The sequence below is a fragment of the Arminella tubonensis genome (assembly GCF_003240585.1).
GTDB lineage: Bacteria > Pseudomonadota > Alphaproteobacteria > Rhizobiales > Rhizobiaceae > Rhizobium > Rhizobium tubonense.
In genome coordinates, this window is record NZ_PCDP01000038.1 from 361,017 (window position 1) to 380,962 (window position 19,946).

General features: G+C 61.7%; 21 protein-coding genes. 14 read left to right on the forward strand and 7 right to left on the reverse strand.

Going from position 1 to position 19,946, the window contains the following annotated elements; all coding sequences use genetic code 11:
* From CPY51_RS19220 to CPY51_RS19265, 10 genes are all read left to right on the forward strand, one after another.
* Entirely contained in the window at positions 1-912 is a 912-nt protein-coding gene (locus CPY51_RS19220; protein WP_111161826.1) for a pirin family protein, read from the forward strand.
* A 184-nt stretch (positions 913-1,096) separates the two neighbouring features.
* Positions 1,097-1,414 (forward strand): hypothetical protein, encoded by a 318-nt coding sequence (locus CPY51_RS19225; RefSeq protein WP_111161827.1) that lies wholly within the window; start codon positions 1,097-1,099, stop codon positions 1,412-1,414.
* 12 nt (positions 1,415-1,426) lie between these two features.
* Positions 1,427-2,506 carry a hypothetical protein gene (locus CPY51_RS19230; protein ID WP_154677734.1) on the forward strand — a complete coding sequence of 360 codons (1,080 nt, stop codon included), beginning with the start codon at positions 1,427-1,429 and terminating at the stop codon, positions 2,504-2,506.
* The gene (locus CPY51_RS19235; RefSeq protein ID WP_111161829.1) at positions 2,490-2,747 is read left to right on the forward strand and encodes a hypothetical protein; all 258 of its coding nucleotides are present in this window, start codon (positions 2,490-2,492) and stop codon (positions 2,745-2,747) included. The genes CPY51_RS19230 and CPY51_RS19235 overlap by 17 nt, the downstream gene beginning before the upstream one ends.
* 310 nt (positions 2,748-3,057) lie before the next feature.
* Positions 3,058-3,639, forward strand: coding sequence for a transglutaminase-like cysteine peptidase (locus tag CPY51_RS19240; protein ID WP_420820721.1), 582 nt, complete (start codon positions 3,058-3,060; stop codon positions 3,637-3,639).
* A 91-nt stretch (positions 3,640-3,730) separates the two neighbouring features.
* Entirely contained in the window at positions 3,731-4,408 is a 678-nt protein-coding gene (locus CPY51_RS19245; protein WP_111161831.1) for a FadR/GntR family transcriptional regulator, read from the forward strand.
* Entirely contained in the window at positions 4,405-5,700 is a 1,296-nt protein-coding gene (locus CPY51_RS19250; RefSeq protein WP_111161832.1) for a CynX/NimT family MFS transporter, read from the forward strand. The genes CPY51_RS19245 and CPY51_RS19250 overlap by 4 nt, the downstream gene beginning before the upstream one ends.
* 91 nt (positions 5,701-5,791) lie before the next feature.
* The gene (gene otsB / locus CPY51_RS19255; protein ID WP_111161833.1) at positions 5,792-6,586 is read left to right on the forward strand and encodes a trehalose-phosphatase; all 795 of its coding nucleotides are present in this window, start codon (positions 5,792-5,794) and stop codon (positions 6,584-6,586) included.
* Positions 6,587-6,627: 41 nt separating this feature from the next.
* The gene (gene otsA / locus CPY51_RS19260) at positions 6,628-8,001 is read left to right on the forward strand and encodes an alpha,alpha-trehalose-phosphate synthase (UDP-forming) (RefSeq protein ID WP_111161834.1); all 1,374 of its coding nucleotides are present in this window, start codon (positions 6,628-6,630) and stop codon (positions 7,999-8,001) included.
* Positions 8,002-8,131: 130 nt separating this feature from the next.
* Positions 8,132-8,680, forward strand: coding sequence for a sugar O-acetyltransferase (locus CPY51_RS19265; protein WP_420820722.1), 549 nt, complete (start codon positions 8,132-8,134; stop codon positions 8,678-8,680).
* 15 nt (positions 8,681-8,695) lie between these two features.
* Here CPY51_RS19265 and CPY51_RS19270 read toward each other — a convergent pair whose 3' ends face one another.
* On the reverse strand, positions 8,696-10,279 hold the full coding sequence (locus tag CPY51_RS19270) for a peptide chain release factor 3 (RefSeq protein WP_111161836.1): 1,584 nt from the start codon (positions 10,277-10,279) through the stop codon (positions 8,696-8,698).
* Between the two features lie 88 nt (positions 10,280-10,367).
* On the opposite strand from CPY51_RS19270, the gene dut reads away from it, so the two are divergent.
* The 3 genes from dut to cysK all read left to right on the forward strand — a co-directional run bounded on the left by dut (position 10,368) and on the right by cysK (position 12,675).
* Entirely contained in the window at positions 10,368-10,838 is a 471-nt protein-coding gene (dut, locus tag CPY51_RS19275; RefSeq protein WP_111161837.1) for a dUTP diphosphatase, read from the forward strand.
* Between the two features lie 120 nt (positions 10,839-10,958).
* Entirely contained in the window at positions 10,959-11,576 is a 618-nt protein-coding gene (locus CPY51_RS19280; protein ID WP_111161951.1) for a LysE family translocator, read from the forward strand.
* A gap of 130 nt (positions 11,577-11,706) precedes the next feature.
* On the forward strand, positions 11,707-12,675 hold the full coding sequence (gene cysK / locus CPY51_RS19285) for a cysteine synthase A (protein ID WP_111161838.1): 969 nt from the start codon (positions 11,707-11,709) through the stop codon (positions 12,673-12,675).
* A 62-nt stretch (positions 12,676-12,737) separates the two neighbouring features.
* On the opposite strand, the gene CPY51_RS19290 is transcribed toward cysK, so the two are convergent.
* The 6 genes from CPY51_RS19290 to rsmI all read right to left on the reverse strand — a co-directional run bounded on the left by CPY51_RS19290 (position 12,738) and on the right by rsmI (position 18,495).
* Positions 12,738-14,270, reverse strand: a complete 1,533-nt coding sequence (locus CPY51_RS19290; protein WP_111161839.1) for a YifB family Mg chelatase-like AAA ATPase — start codon at positions 14,268-14,270, stop codon at positions 12,738-12,740.
* A gap of 200 nt (positions 14,271-14,470) precedes the next feature.
* The gene (gene gshB / locus CPY51_RS19295) at positions 14,471-15,418 is read right to left on the reverse strand and encodes a glutathione synthase (RefSeq protein ID WP_111161840.1); all 948 of its coding nucleotides are present in this window, start codon (positions 15,416-15,418) and stop codon (positions 14,471-14,473) included.
* A gap of 101 nt (positions 15,419-15,519) precedes the next feature.
* Positions 15,520-16,023 carry a cupin domain-containing protein gene (locus CPY51_RS19300; RefSeq protein WP_111161841.1) on the reverse strand — a complete coding sequence of 168 codons (504 nt, stop codon included), beginning with the start codon at positions 16,021-16,023 and terminating at the stop codon, positions 15,520-15,522.
* A gap of 99 nt (positions 16,024-16,122) precedes the next feature.
* A complete protein-coding gene (locus tag CPY51_RS19305; RefSeq protein WP_111161952.1) occupies positions 16,123-17,115 on the reverse strand; it encodes an exonuclease/endonuclease/phosphatase family protein in 993 nt (330 codons plus the stop codon).
* Positions 17,116-17,219: 104 nt separating this feature from the next.
* Positions 17,220-17,588 (reverse strand): YraN family protein, encoded by a 369-nt coding sequence (locus CPY51_RS19310; RefSeq protein ID WP_111161842.1) that lies wholly within the window; start codon positions 17,586-17,588, stop codon positions 17,220-17,222.
* Positions 17,581-18,495 carry a 16S rRNA (cytidine(1402)-2'-O)-methyltransferase gene (gene rsmI, locus CPY51_RS19315; protein ID WP_111161843.1) on the reverse strand — a complete coding sequence of 305 codons (915 nt, stop codon included), beginning with the start codon at positions 18,493-18,495 and terminating at the stop codon, positions 17,581-17,583. The genes CPY51_RS19310 and rsmI overlap by 8 nt, the downstream gene beginning before the upstream one ends.
* Before the next feature lie 253 nt (positions 18,496-18,748).
* On the opposite strand from rsmI, the gene dnaN reads away from it, so the two are divergent.
* A complete protein-coding gene (dnaN, locus tag CPY51_RS19320) occupies positions 18,749-19,867 on the forward strand; it encodes a DNA polymerase III subunit beta (protein ID WP_111161844.1) in 1,119 nt (372 codons plus the stop codon).
* The last annotated feature ends 79 nt before the right edge of the window (positions 19,868-19,946 follow it).

The window sequence follows — 19,946 nt, forward strand, 5'->3', positions numbered from 1 at the left end:
ATGTCGATCCGCCCCGTAAAGCATCAGAGCACAGCCAAGCCGACCATGGAAGGCGCCGGCGTCAAGCTGCATCGCGTCTTCGGTTTCGGCGATCCGTCACTGACCGACCCCTTCCTGATGATGGACGATTTCCGCAACGACGACCCGAACGAATATCTCAAAGGCTTTCCCTGGCATCCGCATCGCGGCATCGAGACCATCACCTACGTGCTGGCCGGTACCGTCGAGCATGGCGACAGCCTCGGCAACAAGGGCCTGCTTGGCGCCGGCGACATCCAGTGGATGACCGCGGGCAGCGGCATCATGCATCAGGAGATGCCGAAGGGCGATTTCGCCGGGCGGATGCACGGCTTCCAGCTTTGGGCAAACCTGCCCTCGTCGTTGAAGATGACCGCGCCGCGCTACCAGGATGTGAAGTCCATCGATATCCCTGTCGTCGTCGATGACGACGGCACCGCGGTTCGCATCATCTGCGGCAATTTCTGGGGCAAGGCCGGCCCGGTGGACGGCGTTGCCGCTGAACCGATCTATCTCGATGTTTCTGTACCGCCCGGGGTCAAGAAGCGGTTGCCGGTCGATACCTATCGCAATGCCTTTGCCTATATCTTTGCCGGCTCCGGCACCTTCCGCGATGCGTCGACGCCGCTCGGTGTCAAGATCGAGAAGGAAGTAAACGGCGAGGAACTGAACATCCGCGACATGTCGGGCAATCGCACACTCGTCGTCTTCGACAGCGGCGACGAGATCACCGTGCAGGCGGGGGACAAGGGCATCCGCTTCCTGCTGGTCTCCGGCAAGCCGATCGAGGAGCCAGTCGCCTGGCACGGGCCTATCGTCATGAACAGCCGCGAGGAAATCATGCAGGCGATGAAGGAATTGCAAAACGGCACGTTCATCAAGGCCGCTCACTGACGGCGTCGCTTGCCGAAGCACTCAAAAGCAAACGGCCCCGCGCGAGGCAGGGCCGTTCTTCGCTAGCACACACATACAAGGCTGTAGCGAAATTTCCTAAGGTCGGGATCAGGTTCTAGCGACCTCTGCCCTTGCTGCCCCCGTCGCTGCCGTGGCCGCTGTCGCCGGAATTGCCGTCACTATCATGACCCGACTGGCCCTTGTTGTCGCCGTCGCCGGAGCCCTTGTAGTCGGCCTTGCCCTTATCGGCATCACCTTTTCCGTCTCCTGCATCACCCTTGCCTTTGCCGTCGTCATGGCCGCCCTTGGCATTATCGCCGCCCTTGTCGCCGCCGTTGTCGTGACCCTGGCCGTCGTCGCCGCCCTTGGGACCTTCATTGCCGTGGTCGGCACCCTTGCCATTGTCGCCGCCGTCATGGCCGCCCTTGGCATTATCACCGCCCTTGTCGCCACCGTTGTCGTGACCTTGGCCGTCGCCTTTGCCGCCGTCGCCGCCCTTTGAGCCGTCATTGCCGTGATCGGAGCCCTTGCCATTGTCGCCGCCGTCATGGCCACCCTTGCCATTGTCGCCGCCATTGTTGCCGCTGTCGCCGCCGCCATTGCGACCACCGCCGTCATGGCCGCCCTTGCCGCCGTCGCCGCCCTTCGATCCGTCATTGCCGTGATCGGAGCCCTTGCCATTGTCGCCGCCGTCGTGGCCACCCTTGCCATTGTCGCCGCCATTGTTGCCACTGTCGCCGCCGCCATTGCGACCACCACCGTCGCGACCACCCTTGCCGCCGTCGCCGCCCTTCGATCCGCCATTGCCGTGATCGGAGCCCTTGCCATTGTCGCCGCCGTCATGGCCGCCCTTGCCGTCGTGACCATGACCGCCACCACGACTATCGTGATCGCCACGACCATTGTGGTCTCCGTCGCCATTATGACCACCATCCCGGCCACCGTGACCGCCGTTGCCGTCATGATCGCCGTTGCCGCCGCGGCCGTGATGGTCGCCGTTGCCGCTATCGCCGCCCTTGCCGTCATGGCCACGACCGCCGCCGCGACCATCGTGATCGCCACGACCATTGTGGTCTCCGTCGCCATTGTGACCACCGTCCCGGCCGCCGTGACCGCCGTTGCCGTCATGATCGCCGTTGCCGCCGCGGCCGTGATGGTCGCCTTTGCCATCACCGCGACCACCATGATCGCCGCCATCGTGACCTCCACGCCCATGATGATCGCCGTCACCATGATGATCGCCGCCACGGCCGTGATGGTCGCCGTTGCCGGAATTGCCGTCGTGGCCATGGTGATCGCCGCGGCCATGGTGATCTCCACCGCGACCATGATGGTCTCCGCCCTTGCCGTCATGCCCGCGACCGTGACCGTGGTGATCGCCTTTGCCATCGTGACCGTGGCCGTGACCATGGTGGTGGCCGCCATTGCCACCGTCGCCGCCATTGCCGCCGTCGCCACCGTCGCCACCGTCGCCGCCATTGCCGCCATCGCCGGTGCCACCATTGCCGCCGGTGCCACCATTGCCAGTGCCACCGTTGCCGCCATCGCCAGTGCCGCTACCGCCGTTCGAACCGCCGGTGCCGCCGCTACCTGAGCCGCTACCGGACGTGCCGCTGCCGGAGTTGGAACCGCTGCCACTCGTGCCGCCGCTGGAGTTGGTGCCGGCGGATGCGCTGCCATTGCCACGCGAGGTGCCGCTAGCGCCTGCGTTGCGATTGCCGCGCGATCCTGCCTCGTTACTTGTGCTATTCGGATCAGCGATACTCGCGGTTGGTTGGCACAACGCTGCTTCGATCGAACCGACCGGCGCCTTCACACAATCTACTGCCGACTGAGCTCTTGTCAGACTTGTCCCAGCAAGTAGAATAGTGAAACTCGCTGCAACCAATACTCCATACCGTGTCATTTCGCGACTCTCCCATGTGAAATTACAGGAATTAAGATGTTGTTAATATGAACTTAACTCTACGTTAATTACAATAATCTTGATTGATGACCGCGTTGCCTTGAGTACTAATAAAAGTCCATGGGTTATTACTTCCAGGATTAATCGTGTTAATCCTTTTGAAACCATCAGCGCCTAAAATGACTACCTAAGTCCGCTTCGGAATCTGTTTCCGACCACTTCGGGAGGCGTTCATGCGTATTGCCGGTGTTTTTGCGTGGGCATTTATTGCTGTGATTAGTTCGAAAGAATCGAGCGCGGCGGCATCACTGCTCGAGGCGACGCGCTCGATCGGCGCGCCGGTCGGCTTCGTATCGGCATGCCATCGCTATTCCTGGCTATGCTCGAATAACTCCGGCCGGGAGATGTCGGATGCGGAGGCGCTCCCCCTGCTGAAGCGTGTAAATGGCCACGTGAACGCAACCGTGACGTCAGCAGACGATGTCGCCGTCTATGGAAAGCAAGATTTTTGGTCGCTGCCGACCAACGGACGAGGCGATTGCGAAGATTATGCGCTACAGAAAAAGAAGGACCTGATCGACGCAGGGTTCCGATCCGACCATCTGGCGATGACTGTCGTGCTCGATCGCAACGGGCGTAACCATGCGGTTCTGCTTGCCCGCCTGAAGGGCGGCGACTATGTGCTCGATAATCTCAGCAATGGCGTCCGATCCTGGGAGAGCACCGGCTATACATTCCTGGCGCGACAGAGCTTCGAAAACCAGCGGATGTGGAAAGTGATCCTCGCCGGGCCCCGCGCGCGTCAATTCCAGGGCGCCTGAATTTAGCCTCCTTGCGATTTCGATCAACCTTGACTGCTCCGGCAGTCAAGGTTATTCATAAAGTCATCGGATGACTTTATGAATTGAGCTCATGCAACCTCTTGCCAGAACCAACCTTGCCGATACGGCCGTTGAAAGCATCCTTACCGAGATCGTCGCCAAGCGATGGGCGCTCGGCGAGCGGCTGCCCAACGAAGCCGCGTTGTCCTCCATGCTTTCCGTCAGCAGAGGAACGGTCCGCGAGGCAGTTCGCGTTCTGGTCGCCCAGGGATATTTGGAGACGCGACAGGGTTCGGGCACCTATCTTCGCTCGACAATCGACCCCGTGCGCAACTTGAGCATGGCGAGGCGGGCGAGCCTTCGAGACCGTTTCGAGGCCCGTTGCGCGCTCGACGTCGAGGCTGCACGGCTCGCCGCTCTGCGACAGACGCCTGAGATTGTCGCCAAGCTCCGCGCCCTGTTGGTCGAGCGCGGAAACCACGGCGACCATCCCCGTGACGTGTTCGTCAGCCGCGATCTTGCCTTTCACACTGCCGTCATTGCTGCCTCCGGCAACAGGGCCATGATGGAAATCTATGACTTCTTTGCCGCATCGATTCAGGAGACGATCGAGGCGACGCTTAGCGACGATGTGCCCGAGCCTGACATGCAGGCACATATCGACATCGTCGACGCCATTGCGTCCGGCGTTCCTGAAAAAGCCGACGCTGCGGTGCGCCGCTTCATGGCCCCCGTTATCGCGGCACTGGACCGCTTGCTGCTGTCATGACGCTATCCATATCGAACGATCCCTTGCCCGTCGATTTCGTCGATCAACAACTAGTCGACGCGGAAGCGGACAGCATGCCGGCTCCTCAGCTGCCGGCAATCCGTGGAATGGTTGGTCGCTTTATCCTCGGCGCCAGCCTCGTTCTCATCGCATTCAATTTGCGGCCGCTGTTTTCGAGTGCCTCCGCCCTGCTACCGGAAGTGCGGACGGAGCTTGGCCTGTCGGCGACGGGTGCCAGCCTGCTGACAACTCTGCCGGTCGTATGCCTTGGCTTGTTTTCGCCGCTTGCCCCGCGCCTTGCCCAGCGCTTCGGGTCGGAGCGGACGCTGCTTGGCGTACTTTTGCTGCTGGCGCTTGGGACGGCGATGCGCGGTCTGGAATCCATTCCGCTGCTCTTTGTCGGAACGGCGCTGGCAGGCGGCTGTATCGCGGTTGGCAACGTGCTTCTTCCGGGCCTCGTGAAACGGGATTTCGCCGACAGGGCGGCGCTTATGACCGGCTTCTACACAATGGCGCTTTGCGCCGGTGCCGCAAGTGCGGCCGGCCTCACACTACCCGCCGAACGCCTGCTCGGAAGCTCGCTTCCGGCGGCTCTCGCCGTTTGGGCCGCCCCCGCACTGCTGGTTGCGCTCATCTGGCTGCCGCAGGCATTCGCCGGAAAGATGCAGAGTGCCCGAGCCGGATTTCGCGTTGAGGGGCTCTGGAAGGACCCGACCGCCTGGAAGGTCACCCTGTTCATGGGCCTGCAATCGGCGCTTGCCTACTGCGTGTTCGGCTGGCTCGTGCCTATCCTTCGGGAGCGCGGACTTGACGGCGTGACGGCGGGGGCGATCGTCTCGGTTTCGGTGATGACGCAGGCCGCCGCGTGCCTTGTTGCGCCGCATCTCGCCATGCGTGGCAAGGACCAGCGCGTCATCAACGTTTCTCTCGGTGCCATGGCGGTTGCGGCACTTTTCGGCCTGTTGTTCGCGCCGTTGTCGACGGTCTGGGTCTGGGCAGTGCTGCAAGGCATCGGCCAGGGCGGGTTGATCGCCGTCGCTATGATTGCGATCGTGCTGCGCTCCCGCGACGCTCACGTCGCCGCGCATCTTTCCGGCATGGCGCAATGCGTCGGTTATCTGCTTGCAGCGCTCGGCCCCCTTATCGTTGGCCTCATTCGTAGCTGGACGGGCAGCTTCGCGCCGAGCGCAATTCTCTTCGGCCTCATCGGCCTCGGGGTGGCACTTGCCGGCTGGGGCGCCGGTCGGGCGCGCTACGTCGGCGCACGGACGATCGAGATAAAGGCGACCTGAGGATCGAGGCAGCGCAGCCTCTGTCATGGCCTTCGCCCACCCCGGTCGATTTTCCCTTGTTTCCACGACGACCCGACATAGATAGAGCACTATGTCTTACGATCTACAACGCGAGAAAGGTGCCGCACGCCCGGCGCCTTCGGAAGAATTGGCGCTGAGCGCGCTGTCGCTCGATCCTCATGATTGGGCGCTATTTCTAGATATCGACGGCACACTTCTCGATCTTGCGGAAACACCGGAATCGATCGTCGTCCCGGCCTCGCTTCCCTTCGATCTTGGCGCCTTGTCGCAGAAACTCGGCGGTGCCCTGGCGCTGGTGACGGGAAGGTCTCTGTCATTCGTCGATCCGCTGTTCTCGCCCTTTCGTTTTCCTGTCGCCGGCCTCCACGGCGCCGAGCGGCGAGATGCAGCGGGTCATCTCACGCGAGTGCCGATCTCTGCAGACTTTGCAGAGATGAAGCGCGCTATCGCCGTCGAGGCCGAGCGCTGGGCTGGGGTTCTGGTCGAGGACAAGGGGGCCGCGGTCGCTGCGCATTACCGCCTCGCACCGGAATACCGGGCCGAGGTGGAGGCGATGATGCAACGTTATTTTGCCAAGGCAGGTCCAGACTGGGCGCTTCAGCACGGCAAGATGGTCGTCGAGATACGGCCCGCCAGGGCAGACAAGGGCCAAGCTGTCGAAGCCTTTCTTGCCGAGGCACCGTTCAAAGGCCGCCGCCCGCTCGCGATTGGCGACGATGTCACCGACGAGGCGATGTTCCACGCCGTAAACCGGGTCGGCGGACACTCGCTGCGCGTCGGTTCACCGGGGCAGCAGACGCATGCCCGCGGCCTTATCTCTTCGCCTGCAATTCTTCGCCGGACCATCTCAACCTTAGTCTCGTGAATTTTAAGAACTTGTCGCATTGCCTATGAAAGGAATTTTCAATGAGCCGTCTCGTCATCGTTTCCAACCGTGTGCCAGTGCCGGAAAAGGGCGGGATCGTCCCCGCCGGCGGGCTTGCCGTGGCGCTGAAGGCCGCTTTGGAAGAGCGCGGCGGAATCTGGATGGGGTGGTCGGGCAAATCAAGCGGCGAAAGCGAGCCGGAGCCACTGACGGTGACCCAGCAGGGCAAGATCGGCTATGCGCTGACAGACCTGACAGACACGGATGTCGAGGAATATTACCACGGCTTTGCCAACCGGGTTCTCTGGCCGATCTGTCACTACAGGCTGGATCTGGCCGAGTATGGCCGCAAGGAGATGGCAGGCTACTTTCGCGTCAACCGCTTCTTCGCCCACCGCCTCGCCCCGCTCATCCAGCCGGACGACGTCATCTGGGTTCATGACTACCACATGATCCCCCTGGCCGCCGAGTTGCGACAGATGGGCTTCAAAAACAAGATCGGCTTTTTCCTGCACATTCCCTGGCCGCCCGCCGATGTTCTCTTCACCATGCCTGTGCATGAGGAAATCATGCGCGGGCTGTCGCACTATGATCTCGTCGGCTTCCAGACCGACCACGACCTGGAGAATTTTGCAGGCTGCCTGAGGCGAGAAGGGATCGGCGACGAGGTCGGCGACGGCAAATTCAGTTCACACGGACGAACTTTCGGAGGCGGTGCCTATTCGATCGGTATCGAGACTGCGGCATTCGCCGAATTTGCGAAACGGGCGTCGAGCAACATCATGGTTCGCAAGGCACGACAGAGCGTCGAAGGCCGGGACCTCATCATCGGTGTCGATCGGCTGGACTATTCCAAGGGTCTGACTCAGCGCATCGATGCCTTTGAACGCTTCATCCTGGCCAATCCGGGGCAGCAGGGGCGCGTCACCTACCTGCAGATCACACCGAAATCCCGTTCCGAGGTTCCGGAATATGAGTCCATGCAGCGCATGGTGGCCGAACAGGCAGGCCGGGTAAACGGCGCGATCGGCACCGTTGACTGGGTACCTATCCGCTACATCAATCGCTCGATCGGGCGCAATGTACTCGCCGGTCTGTACAGGTTGGGCAAGGTTGGGCTCGTGACCCCGTTGCGCGACGGCATGAACCTCGTCGCCAAGGAATATGTCGCGGCCCAGGATTCCGAGGATCCCGGCGTGCTCGTGCTCTCACGCTTCGCCGGAGCTGCCCGTAAGCTTGACGGCGCCCTCCTCGTCAACCCCTACGATGTCGACGCGACGGCGAACGCGATCGCCCGTGCACTTTCGATGCCGGCCGAAGAACGCCGCCAAAGGTGGCAGGGGATGATGACGCATCTTCTGGAGCACGACGTCTCGCGCTGGTGCGACGATTTCCTCGCCGATCTTGCGGCCTGATCCTCACCATATCTGCTGCGTGCCGACCCGTGCTGGCACCTTGCGGACGAGTGCTCTGCCGGTGCATGATCGGGCCATTGCAGAGGCGGCTTGCGGAACTTCGATCTTGGTAGACAGCGAACGAAAGAAAATGGCGGCCGGGGAATGGTATTGCTGCCTCGACGCCGAGCTCGATGCCTTGCGCCAGAAGGCGCGAGCGGCAATCCACCAGCACAACAGCTTGCCGCCCCTTCAGCGCGGAAATATTGCACCCGACCTTGCGGCCCTGTTTGCCGAGGTCGCTCAGGACGCGTTCATCGAAGCGCGGTTCCACTGCTCCTATGGCATGAATATCCATCTCGGCCGGCGGGCCTATCTCAACGCGGGCTGTACCATTCTCGACAGCGCGCCGGTGCGGATCGGCGATGGCGCCATGCTCGGCCCAGGCGTACAAATCTACTGTTCGGAGCATCATCAGGATGTGGCGCTGCGCAGGAGCGGAATGGAAATCGCCCGGCCTGTGGAAATCGGCAACGATGTGTGGATCGGCGGTGGCGCCATCATCCTTGGTGGAGTGACGATTGGCGAGGGCGCCATTGTCGGAGCCGGCGCAGTAGTGACACGCAATGTTGCGGCGGGCACGACCGTAGTCGGCAATCCGGCGCGGCAGCATCGCCAGACCATCGAGCCCGACGGATAACGAGTTACGGGCCGGTCACGCCGCCTTGATGGCGTGATATTCCTTGATGGCGACCATCTTGATTGCCGGGTAGCGCTCGGCCTCGTAGCGCAACGAAAAGCCGTCCTGTGCCAGGAAGACGGGATCGCCATCGAGATCTCGGGCAATATCGCCGCGGCGTGCAGTGACGAATTTGTCGAGGTCGCCCGGCTGATCCGCAGACACCCAGCGGCAGACCGAGAAACGCGACATTTCAAAAGACACCGGCAGGCCGTATTCGCCCTGAAGCCGCTCCTTCAGCACGTCAAGCTGGAGCGCACCGACGACCCCGACGATGGCGGGAGAACCATCTTCCGGCGAAAACAGCTGGACGACGCCTTCCTCGGCCATCTGCTGCAGCGCTTCCTTCAGCTTCTTTGCCTTCATCGCGTCTTCGAGGCGGACGCGGCGCAGGATTTCAGGAGCAAAATTCGGCACGCCCTGGAAGACGAGGTCTTCGCCTTCCGTCAGCGTATCGCCGATGCGCAGGGTGCCGTGGTTCGGAATGCCGACGACGTCGCCGGCAAAGGCGGTATCGGCAATGTGGCGCTGCGAGGCGAAGAAAAATTGCGGCGCCGACAGGCCCATCGGCTTGCCCGTCCGCGACAGACGAGCCTTCATGCCGCGCTCGAGCTTGCCCGAGCACACGCGAACGAAGGCGATGCGGTCGCGATGGTTCGGATCCATATTCGCCTGGATCTTGAAGACGAAGGCGGTCATTTTTTCGTCCGTCGCCTGCACGGTGCGCGTATCTGCGACCTGCGCGCGCGGCGGCGGCGCGAATTCGCCGAGGGCATTGATAAGGTCACGGACGCCGTAATTGCGCAGCGCCGAGCCGAAGAACACCGGCGTCAGGTGGCCTTCCAGGAAAGCTTCGCGATCGAAAGGACGGCAGGCGTCGCGGGCAAGCTCGAGCTCTTCGACAAAATGCTGGCGTTCGTTTTCCGGCAGCCGATCGGCGATCGCCTGGGGACCGTTGACCGGCGTCGTCTGCGCTTCGGTATCGGAGCCGCGCACCTCGTTCTTGGCCAGATGATAGGTGCCGCAGAAGCTCCTGGCGCGACCAATCGGCCAGGTGATCGGCGCCGTATCAAGCGCCAGCTTCTGCTCGACCTCATCGAGGATTTCAAAGGTGTCGCGGCTTTCGCGGTCCATCTTGTTGACGAAGGTGATGATCGGGATATCACGCAGACGGCAGACTTCGAACAGCTTCAAGGTCCGTGGCTCGATGCCCTTGGCGGCGTCGATGACCATGACTGCGGCGTCCACGGCGGTCAGCGTCCGGTAGGTATCGTCGGCGAAATCTTCGTGGCCCGGCGTGTCCAGCAGATTGAAAACGACGTCGTTGTATTCGAAGGTCATCACAGAGGTGACGACCGAGATGCCGCGCTCGCGCTCGATCTTCATCCAGTCCGAGCGGGTCTGGATACGATCCTTCTTGGCCTTGACCTCGCCGGCGAGCTGGATGGCGCCGCCGAACAGCAGTAGCTTTTCGGTCAGCGTCGTCTTACCCGCGTCCGGATGCGAGATAATAGCAAATGTGCGGCGGCGGGAGACCGCCTCGGCGAGACTTTCGGCCATGAGATTATCCTGTGAATTGCCGCGTATCTAGCGATTCAAGCGGGATATTGCAATTGACCTCAGACGCTCAGGCGCAAAGTAATGCCGCATGACCCTCATCATCGACACCCGACCGACCCTCAGCCTCATCCGCCTGCCGCATGGCGCCGGACTGGACCTGCCTGCCTACGAGACAAAGGGGGCGGCCGGAATGGATCTGCGCGCCGCCGTCGAAGAGGATAAACCGCTGACGATCCAGCCCGGCAAGCGCGCGCTGGTGCCGACCGGGCTGATCTTCGAGATTCCCGAGGGGTTCGAAGGCCAGATCCGCCCACGCTCGGGTCTTGCCTTCAAGCACGGCATCACCTGCCTCAACACGCCCGGAACGATCGACAGCGACTATCGCGGCGAGGTGAAGGTGCTGTTGATCAACCTCGGCGAGGAACCCTTCGAGATCACCCGAGGCATGCGGATCGCCCAGATGGTGATCGCGCCGGTCGTGCAGGCGCAAGTGTCCGAGATCACCGCAGGGACCGAAACAATGCGCGGCGCCGGCGGATTCGGATCGACGGGGGTGTGACGTGAGGCGCTGCCGGCGACGTCCGGCGGCCCTGCTTGCGCCAGGTGAGCTGGCCCGACGCCATATTGCAGGTTGCACGGCAGCCGGCTAGAACAGAAAAAAACGGCGGAGGAAACGATGATGACGCTTGCCAGCCTGCTTGCCTATTGTGGCGCGCTGTTCATTGCAGCCGCTATCCCTGGCCCAGGGATCACGGCGATCGTCGCGCGCGCGCTCGGTTCCGGTTTCCGCGAGACCTTTTTCATGGGGTTGGGGCTGGTTCTCGGAGACATGACCTATCTGACCGCCGTCATCCTCGGCCTTGCTTTCGTGGCACAAGCCTTCACTGAGGTGTTCGTCGTTATCAAGATCGCCGGTGCGATCTATCTCGGTTATATCGCGTGGAAACTCTGGACTGCCGGCCTGCTGCCGCAGGAGATCACGGCGCGGAAATCTTCAGGCATAGGGATGTCGTTTCTTTCGGGCCTTCTGGTGACGCTCGGCAACCCCAAGACCATGCTGTTCTATATTGCGCTGGTGCCGACGCTGATCGATATCAATGCTGTTGGTCCCAAGGAATATGCCGTGCTGCTGGCCGCTACCTTCGCCGTGCTTCTTGTCGTGCTGGTGCCCTATATGATGCTGGCGTCGCGGGCACGGACGCTTTTGAAGAGGCCGCGCGCGCTGCAGGTGCTGAACCGCGTCGCCGCGAGCATTCTGGCAGGCACCGCAGCCTTCATAGCGACACGCGCCGCATGAAATAACCTTCCGCTCCAGGGCATCAACGAAGATTTTTTTCCCAATCGACTCCCGCCGGTTGGAGCAACGCATACTGGCTTACCGTTGGGTTTGACCCTATTCTGCCGCAGATTAAAAAAGGGAGAGCGTAATGTCCGACACTCGAAAGCCTGGCCGCGGCCGCGTCTACGGCTCGATCACTGAAACGATCGGCGACACGCCGATCGTCCGCCTCGACAAGCTGGCCAAGGAGAAGGGCGTCAAGGCCAACCTTCTGGCAAAGCTCGAATTCTTCAATCCGATTGCCTCCGTCAAGGACCGTATCGGCGTCGCCATGATCGAGAGCCTGGAAGCGCAGGGCAAGATCACCCCCGGCAAGACCACGCTGATCGAGCCTACCTCGGGCAATACCGGCATCGCGCTTGCTTTTGCCGCGGCGTCCAAGGGCTACAAGCTTATCCTCACCATGCCGGAGACCATGTCGATAGAGCGCCGCAAGATGCTGGCGCTGCTCGGCGCCGAACTTGTATTGACCGAGGGGCCGAAAGGCATGAAGGGCGCGATCGCCAAGGCCGAAGAGCTGGCTGCAAGCTTGCCGGACGCGGTCATACCGCAGCAGTTCGAAAATCTCGCCAATCCTGAAATCCACCGCAAGACGACTGCCGAGGAAATCTGGAACGATACCGACGGCAGCGTCGATATTCTTGTTTCGGGCATCGGCACCGGCGGAACGATCACCGGCGCCGGACAGGTATTGAAGGCGAGAAAGCCAGGTCTCAAGGTCATCGCCGTCGAGCCGGCTGAATCTCCAGTTCTTTCCGGCGGGGCACCCGGGCCGCACAAGATTCAGGGCATTGGCGCAGGCTTTGCACCGGCGATCCTCGACACCAAGATCTATGACGAGGTCGTTACGGTCACCAGTGCAGAGGCGATCGAAACGGCGCGGCACGTGGCCCGTCTCGAAGGGGTGCCGGTCGGAATTTCCTCCGGCGCCGCCCTGTTTGCCGCGATCAAGATCGGCCTCCGCGAGGAAAACGCCGGCAAGAACATCGTCGTCATCATTCCCTCCTTTGCCGAACGTTATCTTTCGACGGCACTTTTCGAGGGCCTCGGCGGCTAATATTCTTACCTAGTCAAGGAACCGAGAGGCGCCACGGCGCCTCTCGTCGTTTCCGCGAATGCTCATGCAGCCGCATTCAACCGTTCACCGGCGATACGGTAGGATATGGCTTCGGCCAGATGGATGCGGCCAACCATTGCCGCGCCGTCGAGATCAGCGAGCGTGCGCGCGACTTTCAGCACACGATGGTAGCCGCGTGCCGAGAACTTCATCTTTTCGGCTGCATCGCGAAGAAGCTGCAGGCCGGGAGCGTCCGGTTCGGCCAGTTTTTCGATGAGCGACGTCGAGCAGCGCGCATTCGTGCTGATGCCCTTCAGCCCGGCATCCATGAAACGCTCATGCTGCCGCTCGCGTGCACGTGCGACGCGGGCGGCAATGTCGGCGCTCTTTTCCGCCGGCATCGGCCTGATGAGATCGGATGCGGAGACAGCGGGAACGTCGATGCGGATGTCGATGCGGTCCATCAATGGACCGGAAATGCGAGCCTGGTAGTCGGACATGCAGCGTGGGCCGCGCGCGCAGGTATGGCCCGGTTCCCCCGCCATGCCACAGCGGCAGGGGTTCATCGCAGCCACGAGCTGGATACTTGCAGGGTATGAAACGCGATGATTGGCGCGGGCGATGATGCATTCGCCGGTCTCCAGAGGCTGCCGCAGGGCATCCAGCGCCTGGGGTGAGAATTCCGGAAACTCGTCGAGGAACAGCACCCCGTGGTGAGCAAGCGATGCTTCCCCCGGACGCGCGCGCAAACCGCCGCCTACCATTGCCGCCATGGTGGCCGAATGATGCGGCGTGCGGAAAGGCCGGCGGTCGGAGAGCTTGCCGCCCGAAAGCTGCCCGGCGATAGAATGGATCATCGACACCTCGAGCAGTTCGGAGGCTAGCAGAGGCGGCAGGATGGAGGGAAGCCGGGATGCGAGCATTGATTTGCCGGAGCCTGGAGGTCCTATCATCAAGAGATTGTGGCCACCTGCCGCGGCCACCTCCAGCGCTCGTTTGGCGCTTTCCTGACCCTTGATGTCGACAAGGTCGGGCAGATTAGCAGGATTGGCGCGGATTGCCGGCTCAGGCCGGAACAAAACCTGCGTGCCGCGAAAGTGATTGGCGAGCGCGATCAGGCTGCGTGGGGCCAGAATGTCGATGTCGGGACCCGCCCAAGCTGCCTCGGCACCGCTGTCTGCCGGGCAGATCAGGCCCTTGCCCATGGCGTTGGCGACGATCGCGGCTGGAAGCGCACCTGTTATGGCCGCGATGGTGCCGTCGAGATTGAGCTCGCCGATAACGACGTAGTCGGCGAGCGCATCGGCAGGGATGGCGCCGAGCGCCGCCATCAGCCCGAGCGCGATCGGCAGATCGAAATGCGAACCTTCCTTCGGCAGGTCCGCCGGCGCCAGGTTGATCGTCACCTTCTTGGGCGGCAATGACAGCCCCGAGGCATGCAGCGCCGCCTGAACGCGCTCCCGACTTTCGGCGACCGCCTTATCCGGCAGGCCGACGATCTGGATCATCATCTTGCCTGGCGCAATCATCACCTGGACTTCGACAGGAATGCCTTCAATGCCCTGAAATGCAACTGTGCTGACGCGCGCAACCATGCCCTGCCCCTCGTTTCGCTCTCCTAAAATACCTGCGATTACACGCGAGAAGAGGCTAGAGATTGCAATCTTGCATGGAAAAAAGAATAAAACAAGAACAATAAATGAACGATTTCCCGCTTCCGCTGCATTTTGATTGCAACAGGTTGTGGCGTCAGAACGGACGGGAGAGGGCGCCGCCGCGAACGAGACTGAGCTGTTCAGGCCCGCTTGCGCTCAATGGCATCCCACAGAAGGCTGGCGATATCGGCGCCGCCGAAGCGCTTGACCTCGCGGATTCCGGTCGGAGAGGTAACGTTGATCTCGGTCATGTAGTCGCCGATGACGTCGATGCCGACGAGCAGGAAGCCGCGTGCTTTCAGGGCCGGGCCGATGCGTGCACAGATTTCCTGTTCGCGGGCCGTCAGCTCCGTCGCTTCGGCGCGGCCGCCGACATGCATGTTGGAACGGCTGTCGTGCTCGGCCGGGACACGGTTGATGGCGCCGACAGCCTCGCCGTCGACGAGAATGATGCGCTTGTCGCCCTTGCGGACGTCGGGGAGATATTGCTGGGCGATGAAGGGCTCGCGGAACATCTGGCCGAACATTTCCAGCAGCGAGGAAAGATTGCGGTCATCGCGGGTCGAGTGGAAGACGCCAGCGCCGCCATTTCCGTAAAGCGGCTTGATGATGATGTCACCCATCTCTTCGCGGAACCGGCGGATTTCGGTCGCGTCGCGGGTGATCAGCGTTTTCGGCATCAGGTCTTCGAACTCGGTGACGAAGATCTTCTCCGGTGAATTGCGGACCCAGGCCGGATCGTTGACGACGAGCGTCTTTGGATGGATGCGCTCGAGCATGTGCGTCGAAGTGATGTAGCCCATGTCGAAGGGCGGATCCTGGCGCAGCAGCACGACGTCCATCGTCGACAGATCGATGCGCTCGGGTGCGCCAAGCTCGAAATGGTCGCCCTTGATGTCGCGGAGGACCATCGGCTCGGCCGTCGCATAGACCTTTCCGTCGCGCATGCTGAGACGTTCCGGCGTATAGTGGAAGAGCTTGTAGCCGCGAGCCTGCGCTTCCAGGCTCATGGCGAAGGTGCTGTCGCCTGCAATGCTGATGCCCGACACATGGTCCATCTGGACCGCAACATTCCTGATCTTCACCATCTCTGCCCCTCGCTCGAATTCCGGACAGATGTAGGTCGCCGAGCTTCCGAACGCAACGGCTATTCAATGGGTTTCCCAGGCGGAACGGGTCGGCGTTGGCGTCAGGCGGCAATCCCCTGCGCGCCACCGCTTTTTATGAAATTGCGCAGACGATATGCGGCGGTCAGCGGCTTCGGGAAGGGTTTGCGGCAGAAGGCAACTTTCTTGACATAGGTTTCTATGTTCCAGACGGCCGAGCTGCCACCGGCGAAATAGGCGACGTCTCCTGCCCGAAGCAGCCGCTCGGTGCCGTCCTCGGCTGTCACAAGAACCTCTCCCTCGAGGATCACCACCGTCTCATCCCAGCCGAAATGCCAATTGAATTCACCCGAGGTGCAATCCCATATCGCGGTAACTGCCGCGTCGTCCTGGCCGCGCGAATGCTCGGCCAGCCGCGCTACGGGGGCTCCGGAAATGATCCAGCCCGGCTCGATCGGCGAAGGGCGAAGGATCAGGTCGCCCGCGGCACCGGCGACAAAGCGCTTTGCTTCGGGCGGCGCAAATGCAACGGGCACCGCGCGTATCGCAAAAGCAGCCGCGCTTGCCAATATCGGTCTCCAGACCATGATTTCCCCCACCCTGCGATCAGCATTCGAGACGTCATCGCACGACGACCGTAAGGGCGAGGTTCACAGAAAGGATTGCATCTTAACCATTCTACGCTTTCAGCCCAGTCCTTCGACAGTGCAGACCACGAGGTCATGATCCGACAATGGCTTGCCTTCATCGTTCAGCGAGGAAACCAGGTGGCTCTCGCTGATTTTCAGGCCTCGGCTGAGGAACCAATCAAGCTTCATTGCGCGTTCGGGAAAGCGGGTGATCAGGCTTGGGCGGGTGCTCGTCTCACTGAGCGGCCCGCCGTGACGCTCAAAGCCGCGACCGGCGGCCATTGCGAAGAGCGTGTCAGCTTCAAAGTCGCCCCCGGTATGATTGCCGGTGTTGAAGTCGCCGCCTATCAGGATCGGCAGCCCCGGCGCATGGGCTTCGACGGCATCGATCAGTGCGGTCATCTGGCGTTCGCGATAAGGGCCATCGGCGACGCTTTCGAGGTGGACCGATACGGCGACGAATGGACCCTCTTCGGTTTCCACCGTCGCGCCGATGGCACAGCGCTCACCGACACGCGGCTGTTCGTTGCTGTCCTTGAACCAGACAGCCTCGCCGGGTAGACGAAAGAGGAAGGGGTCCTTCAGCGCTGTCGATGCCATCATCGCGTTGCCGTGAAAACCCTTGGCATTGAAGTTGTCGCTGCAGAAAGAATGCTCGATCTCGGACCCTAGGCTGAGCTCGATGAATTCGACGCCATAGGCGTAGGTCATGCCGAGTTCGCCGGCGACGATCGCCGTCGGGTCCTTCTGAGCCGTTCGAGCCATGCCCTCATCCATTTCGCTCAGCAGCACCAGCGGCGCACGGGCTGTTCGGAGCTTGGCAGCAGATTCCTCGGCGAAGAGGCATCGCTCGAGGTTCCACGCAGCGACCGTAAACGGGAAGGCCAGCGGCGCGGTGCTGGTCGGTGTTCCGCCAGTGCGCACTGCATTCATGCATGGGAGCGAGGCGATTGTCGCGTCGTGGACTGAAAATGTCTTTTCAAGAGTGCGAAAGCTCTGGCGTTCCTCGTGGGAGAGGACTTCGAAATCGGAAACGGTCTTGCGGATCATTCTGAACCTGTCTGTCATGGATAGGGACGCGACGCTTGCAGTCGGCTGATTGTGGAATGCCTGCGGCAATAATCGCGTTTTGTGACGCCTCCATGATGGATCGCTCAGAACGCATCCCGAAAATGTCGCGGCCAGCGACCGGGCAGGATGGCGACGATGTCGTAGCGTTGCGACAGGAGCGCATAGTCGGGCTGGCGGACGAGCCAGAGGTCGCTCGCGCCCCGAATACGCTTCTGTGCGCTGTGGGAAACCGCGTCGATCGCCTCCTGCTCGAGCCGCCGCGCCTTGACCTCGACGAACACCGCAAGATCGCCCTTGCGCGCAATAATGTCGATTTCTCCAAGCTTGGTGCGGTGGCGAATGGCGAGAATGCGGTAACCCTTCATAAACAGGAAAAAAGCGGCGAGATATTCCGAGACATGGCCGCGCCGCCAGGCCTTGCGGCGTTTCAGGCGCTCGCCGCTGTCACTCATGCCGCCCCTTCATCTCAAGCAGTCGTTGATAGAGATCACGCTTCGACAACCCGGTGATGCGCGCCGCTTCCGCGGCAGCCTTCGCAGTCGGCATGGTTTTCGACAGGTCGATCAGCATGGCTTCGACATCGGCCTCAGGCGTGACAGCCTCCTCGGGAGGCGCCACAAGAAGGACTATCTCGCCCTTGACGTTGTCCACGCCCTCGTAGTGGTCGGCAAGGTCCGTGAGGGTGCCTCGGCGAAATTCCTCGAAGGTCTTGGTGAGTTCGCGGCAGACGGAAGCCTTTCTTGTGGGTCCAAGAACATCTGCGGCGGCCTTCAGCGTCGCGGCGATGCGATGCGGCGATTCAAAGAAGATCAACGTTGCCGGCACCGCGCCTACCTCGGCGAGACGATCGCGACGGGCCTTGTCCTTGACGGGCAAAAAACCCGCAAACAGGAAAGCGTCGTTGGGCAGGCCCGAGCCGACAAGCGCTGCCAGCGGCGCCGATGCACCTGGAATGGGCACGACGCGAAAGCCCGCCTCGATCGCCTGTACCGCCAACCGGTAACCGGGGTCCGAGACCAGCGGCGTCCCAGCGTCGGAGACGAGCGCTACCGAACGGCCGCCCGCAAGCGCCTGCAGCAATTTGGGGCCAACCTCATCGGCATTGTATTCGTGATAGGCATAGGGCCTGACGTTGATGCCGTAGCGGTCGAGCAGAACACGAGTGACGCGCGTATCCTCGCAGGCCAATACATCGGCCCCGGCTAGCGTTTCCAATGCTCTCAGCGTTATGTCGCCGAGGTTGCCGATCGGTGTTGCGACGAGGTAGAGCGCCGGCTCCAGCGGGCGAGCGGGGATGGCCACATTGTGCAGCCTGTAGGCGCGCGCCTTGCCGACATCGCTCGAAGTCTCATCACTCATATGCCGTCCATGCCCTGTCAAAAAGTCTAGCCTTTATGGGCGAGGCGTGCCGGTTGGGCAATAGAGGACGGAATCCTGTGGTCTTCCGAGGGGAAAACCCGAAATGAACGGGTGTGGTGAAGCATGCCCCTTGCATTCGCATGCCGAATTCTGCCATTTTGCCGGTCCACTCCTCCGGGCCTGGCGCGGAGAGGAATCCTTCAGGCGCTCCCTGGCGGGTCCGGACAGTAACGGTCGAAAGCGGTAGCATCCCATGCGTATTACTATTGAGCGGTCAAACCTTTTGAAGTCGTTGAACCACGTTCACCGCGTGGTGGAACGCCGCAACACGATCCCGATCCTCTCGAACATATTGCTCAAGGCCGACGGCACCAATCTCGACATGAAGGCGACCGACCTCGACCTCGAAATCACCGAGGCGACGCCGGCCAATGTCGAGCAGGCCGGCGCCACCACTGTTCCCGCCCATCTGCTTTACGACATCGTCCGCAAGCTGCCTGACGGCTCGGAAGTTCTGCTCGCGACCAACACCGACGGCAGTTCGATGACCGTTGCGTCAGGCCGTTCGAAGTTCTCGCTGCAGTGCCTGCCGGAATCCGACTTCCCCGATCTGACCGCCGGCACCTTCAGCCATTCCTTCCGCTTGAAGGCGAAGGAATTCAAGATGCTGATCGACCGCACACAGTTCGCGATTTCGACTGAGGAGACACGGTACTATCTGAACGGTATCTTCTTCCACACGATCGAAAGCAGTGGCGAGCTGAAACTGCGCTCCGTCGCGACAGACGGTCACCGCCTCGCCCGCGCCGACGTCAACGCGCCTTCCGGGTCGGAGGGCATGCCAGGCATCATCATTCCGCGCAAGACTGTCGGCGAGCTGCAGAAGCTCCTGGACAATCCCGACGTCGACGTCACCGTCGAAGTGTCGGACGCCAAGATCCGCCTGACGATCAGCAACATCGTCATGACCTCGAAGCTCATCGACGGCACTTTTCCAGACTATCAGCGCGTTATCCCTGCCAACAACGACAAGGAAATGCGCGTAGACTGCCAAACGTTCGCCCAGGCCGTCGACCGCGTCTCGACGATCTCTTCCGAGCGCGGACGCGCCGTGAAGCTGGCGCTGACTGACGGCCAGCTGCTCCTGACCGTCAACAATCCGGACTCGGGCAGCGCCACGGAAGAAGTTGCCGTCGGCTATGATACCGATCCGATGGAAATCGGCTTCAACGCGAAATATCTGCTCGACATCACGGCGCAACTTTCCGGCGACGAGGCTATTTTCCTGTTGGCAGACGCCGGCTCGCCGACCTTGATCCGCGACACGGCGGGCGACGATGCGCTCTACGTTCTGATGCCGATGCGCGTCTAGCAGCGGAGTCATTGCTACAAACCTTGCCGATTGCGACATTCAGCCTTGTTTTTGCGGCATGGGTTTGCAAGATAAGACG

What these genes read in the sequence shown, in the direction of transcription:
- dut (WP_111161837.1), top strand. Translation starts at nt 10,368, where the DNA reads ATGACCCTCATCATCGACACCCGACCGACCCTCAGCCTCATCCGCCTG.
- otsB (WP_111161833.1), top strand. Translation starts at nt 5,792, where the DNA reads ATGTCTTACGATCTACAACGCGAGAAAGGTGCCGCACGCCCGGCGCCT.
- CPY51_RS19310 (WP_111161842.1), bottom strand. Translation starts at nt 17,588, where the DNA reads ATGAGTGACAGCGGCGAGCGCCTGAAACGCCGCAAGGCCTGGCGGCGC.
- CPY51_RS19300 (WP_111161841.1), bottom strand. Translation starts at nt 16,023, where the DNA reads ATGGTCTGGAGACCGATATTGGCAAGCGCGGCTGCTTTTGCGATACGC.
- otsA (WP_111161834.1), top strand. Translation starts at nt 6,628, where the DNA reads ATGAGCCGTCTCGTCATCGTTTCCAACCGTGTGCCAGTGCCGGAAAAG.
- gshB (WP_111161840.1), bottom strand. Translation starts at nt 15,418, where the DNA reads ATGGTGAAGATCAGGAATGTTGCGGTCCAGATGGACCATGTGTCGGGC.
- CPY51_RS19245 (WP_111161831.1), top strand. Translation starts at nt 3,731, where the DNA reads ATGCAACCTCTTGCCAGAACCAACCTTGCCGATACGGCCGTTGAAAGC.
- dnaN (WP_111161844.1), top strand. Translation starts at nt 18,749, where the DNA reads ATGCGTATTACTATTGAGCGGTCAAACCTTTTGAAGTCGTTGAACCAC.
- rsmI (WP_111161843.1), bottom strand. Translation starts at nt 18,495, where the DNA reads ATGAGTGATGAGACTTCGAGCGATGTCGGCAAGGCGCGCGCCTACAGG.
- CPY51_RS19305 (WP_111161952.1), bottom strand. Translation starts at nt 17,115, where the DNA reads ATGATCCGCAAGACCGTTTCCGATTTCGAAGTCCTCTCCCACGAGGAA.
- cysK (WP_111161838.1), top strand. Translation starts at nt 11,707, where the DNA reads ATGTCCGACACTCGAAAGCCTGGCCGCGGCCGCGTCTACGGCTCGATC.
- CPY51_RS19225 (WP_111161827.1), top strand. Translation starts at nt 1,097, where the DNA reads ATGACCCGACTGGCCCTTGTTGTCGCCGTCGCCGGAGCCCTTGTAGTC.
- CPY51_RS19250 (WP_111161832.1), top strand. Translation starts at nt 4,405, where the DNA reads ATGACGCTATCCATATCGAACGATCCCTTGCCCGTCGATTTCGTCGAT.
- CPY51_RS19270 (WP_111161836.1), bottom strand. Translation starts at nt 10,279, where the DNA reads ATGGCCGAAAGTCTCGCCGAGGCGGTCTCCCGCCGCCGCACATTTGCT.
- CPY51_RS19290 (WP_111161839.1), bottom strand. Translation starts at nt 14,270, where the DNA reads ATGGTTGCGCGCGTCAGCACAGTTGCATTTCAGGGCATTGAAGGCATT.
- CPY51_RS19265 (WP_420820722.1), top strand. Translation starts at nt 8,132, where the DNA reads ATGGCGGCCGGGGAATGGTATTGCTGCCTCGACGCCGAGCTCGATGCC.
- CPY51_RS19220 (WP_111161826.1), top strand. Translation starts at nt 1, where the DNA reads ATGTCGATCCGCCCCGTAAAGCATCAGAGCACAGCCAAGCCGACCATG.
- CPY51_RS19280 (WP_111161951.1), top strand. Translation starts at nt 10,959, where the DNA reads ATGACGCTTGCCAGCCTGCTTGCCTATTGTGGCGCGCTGTTCATTGCA.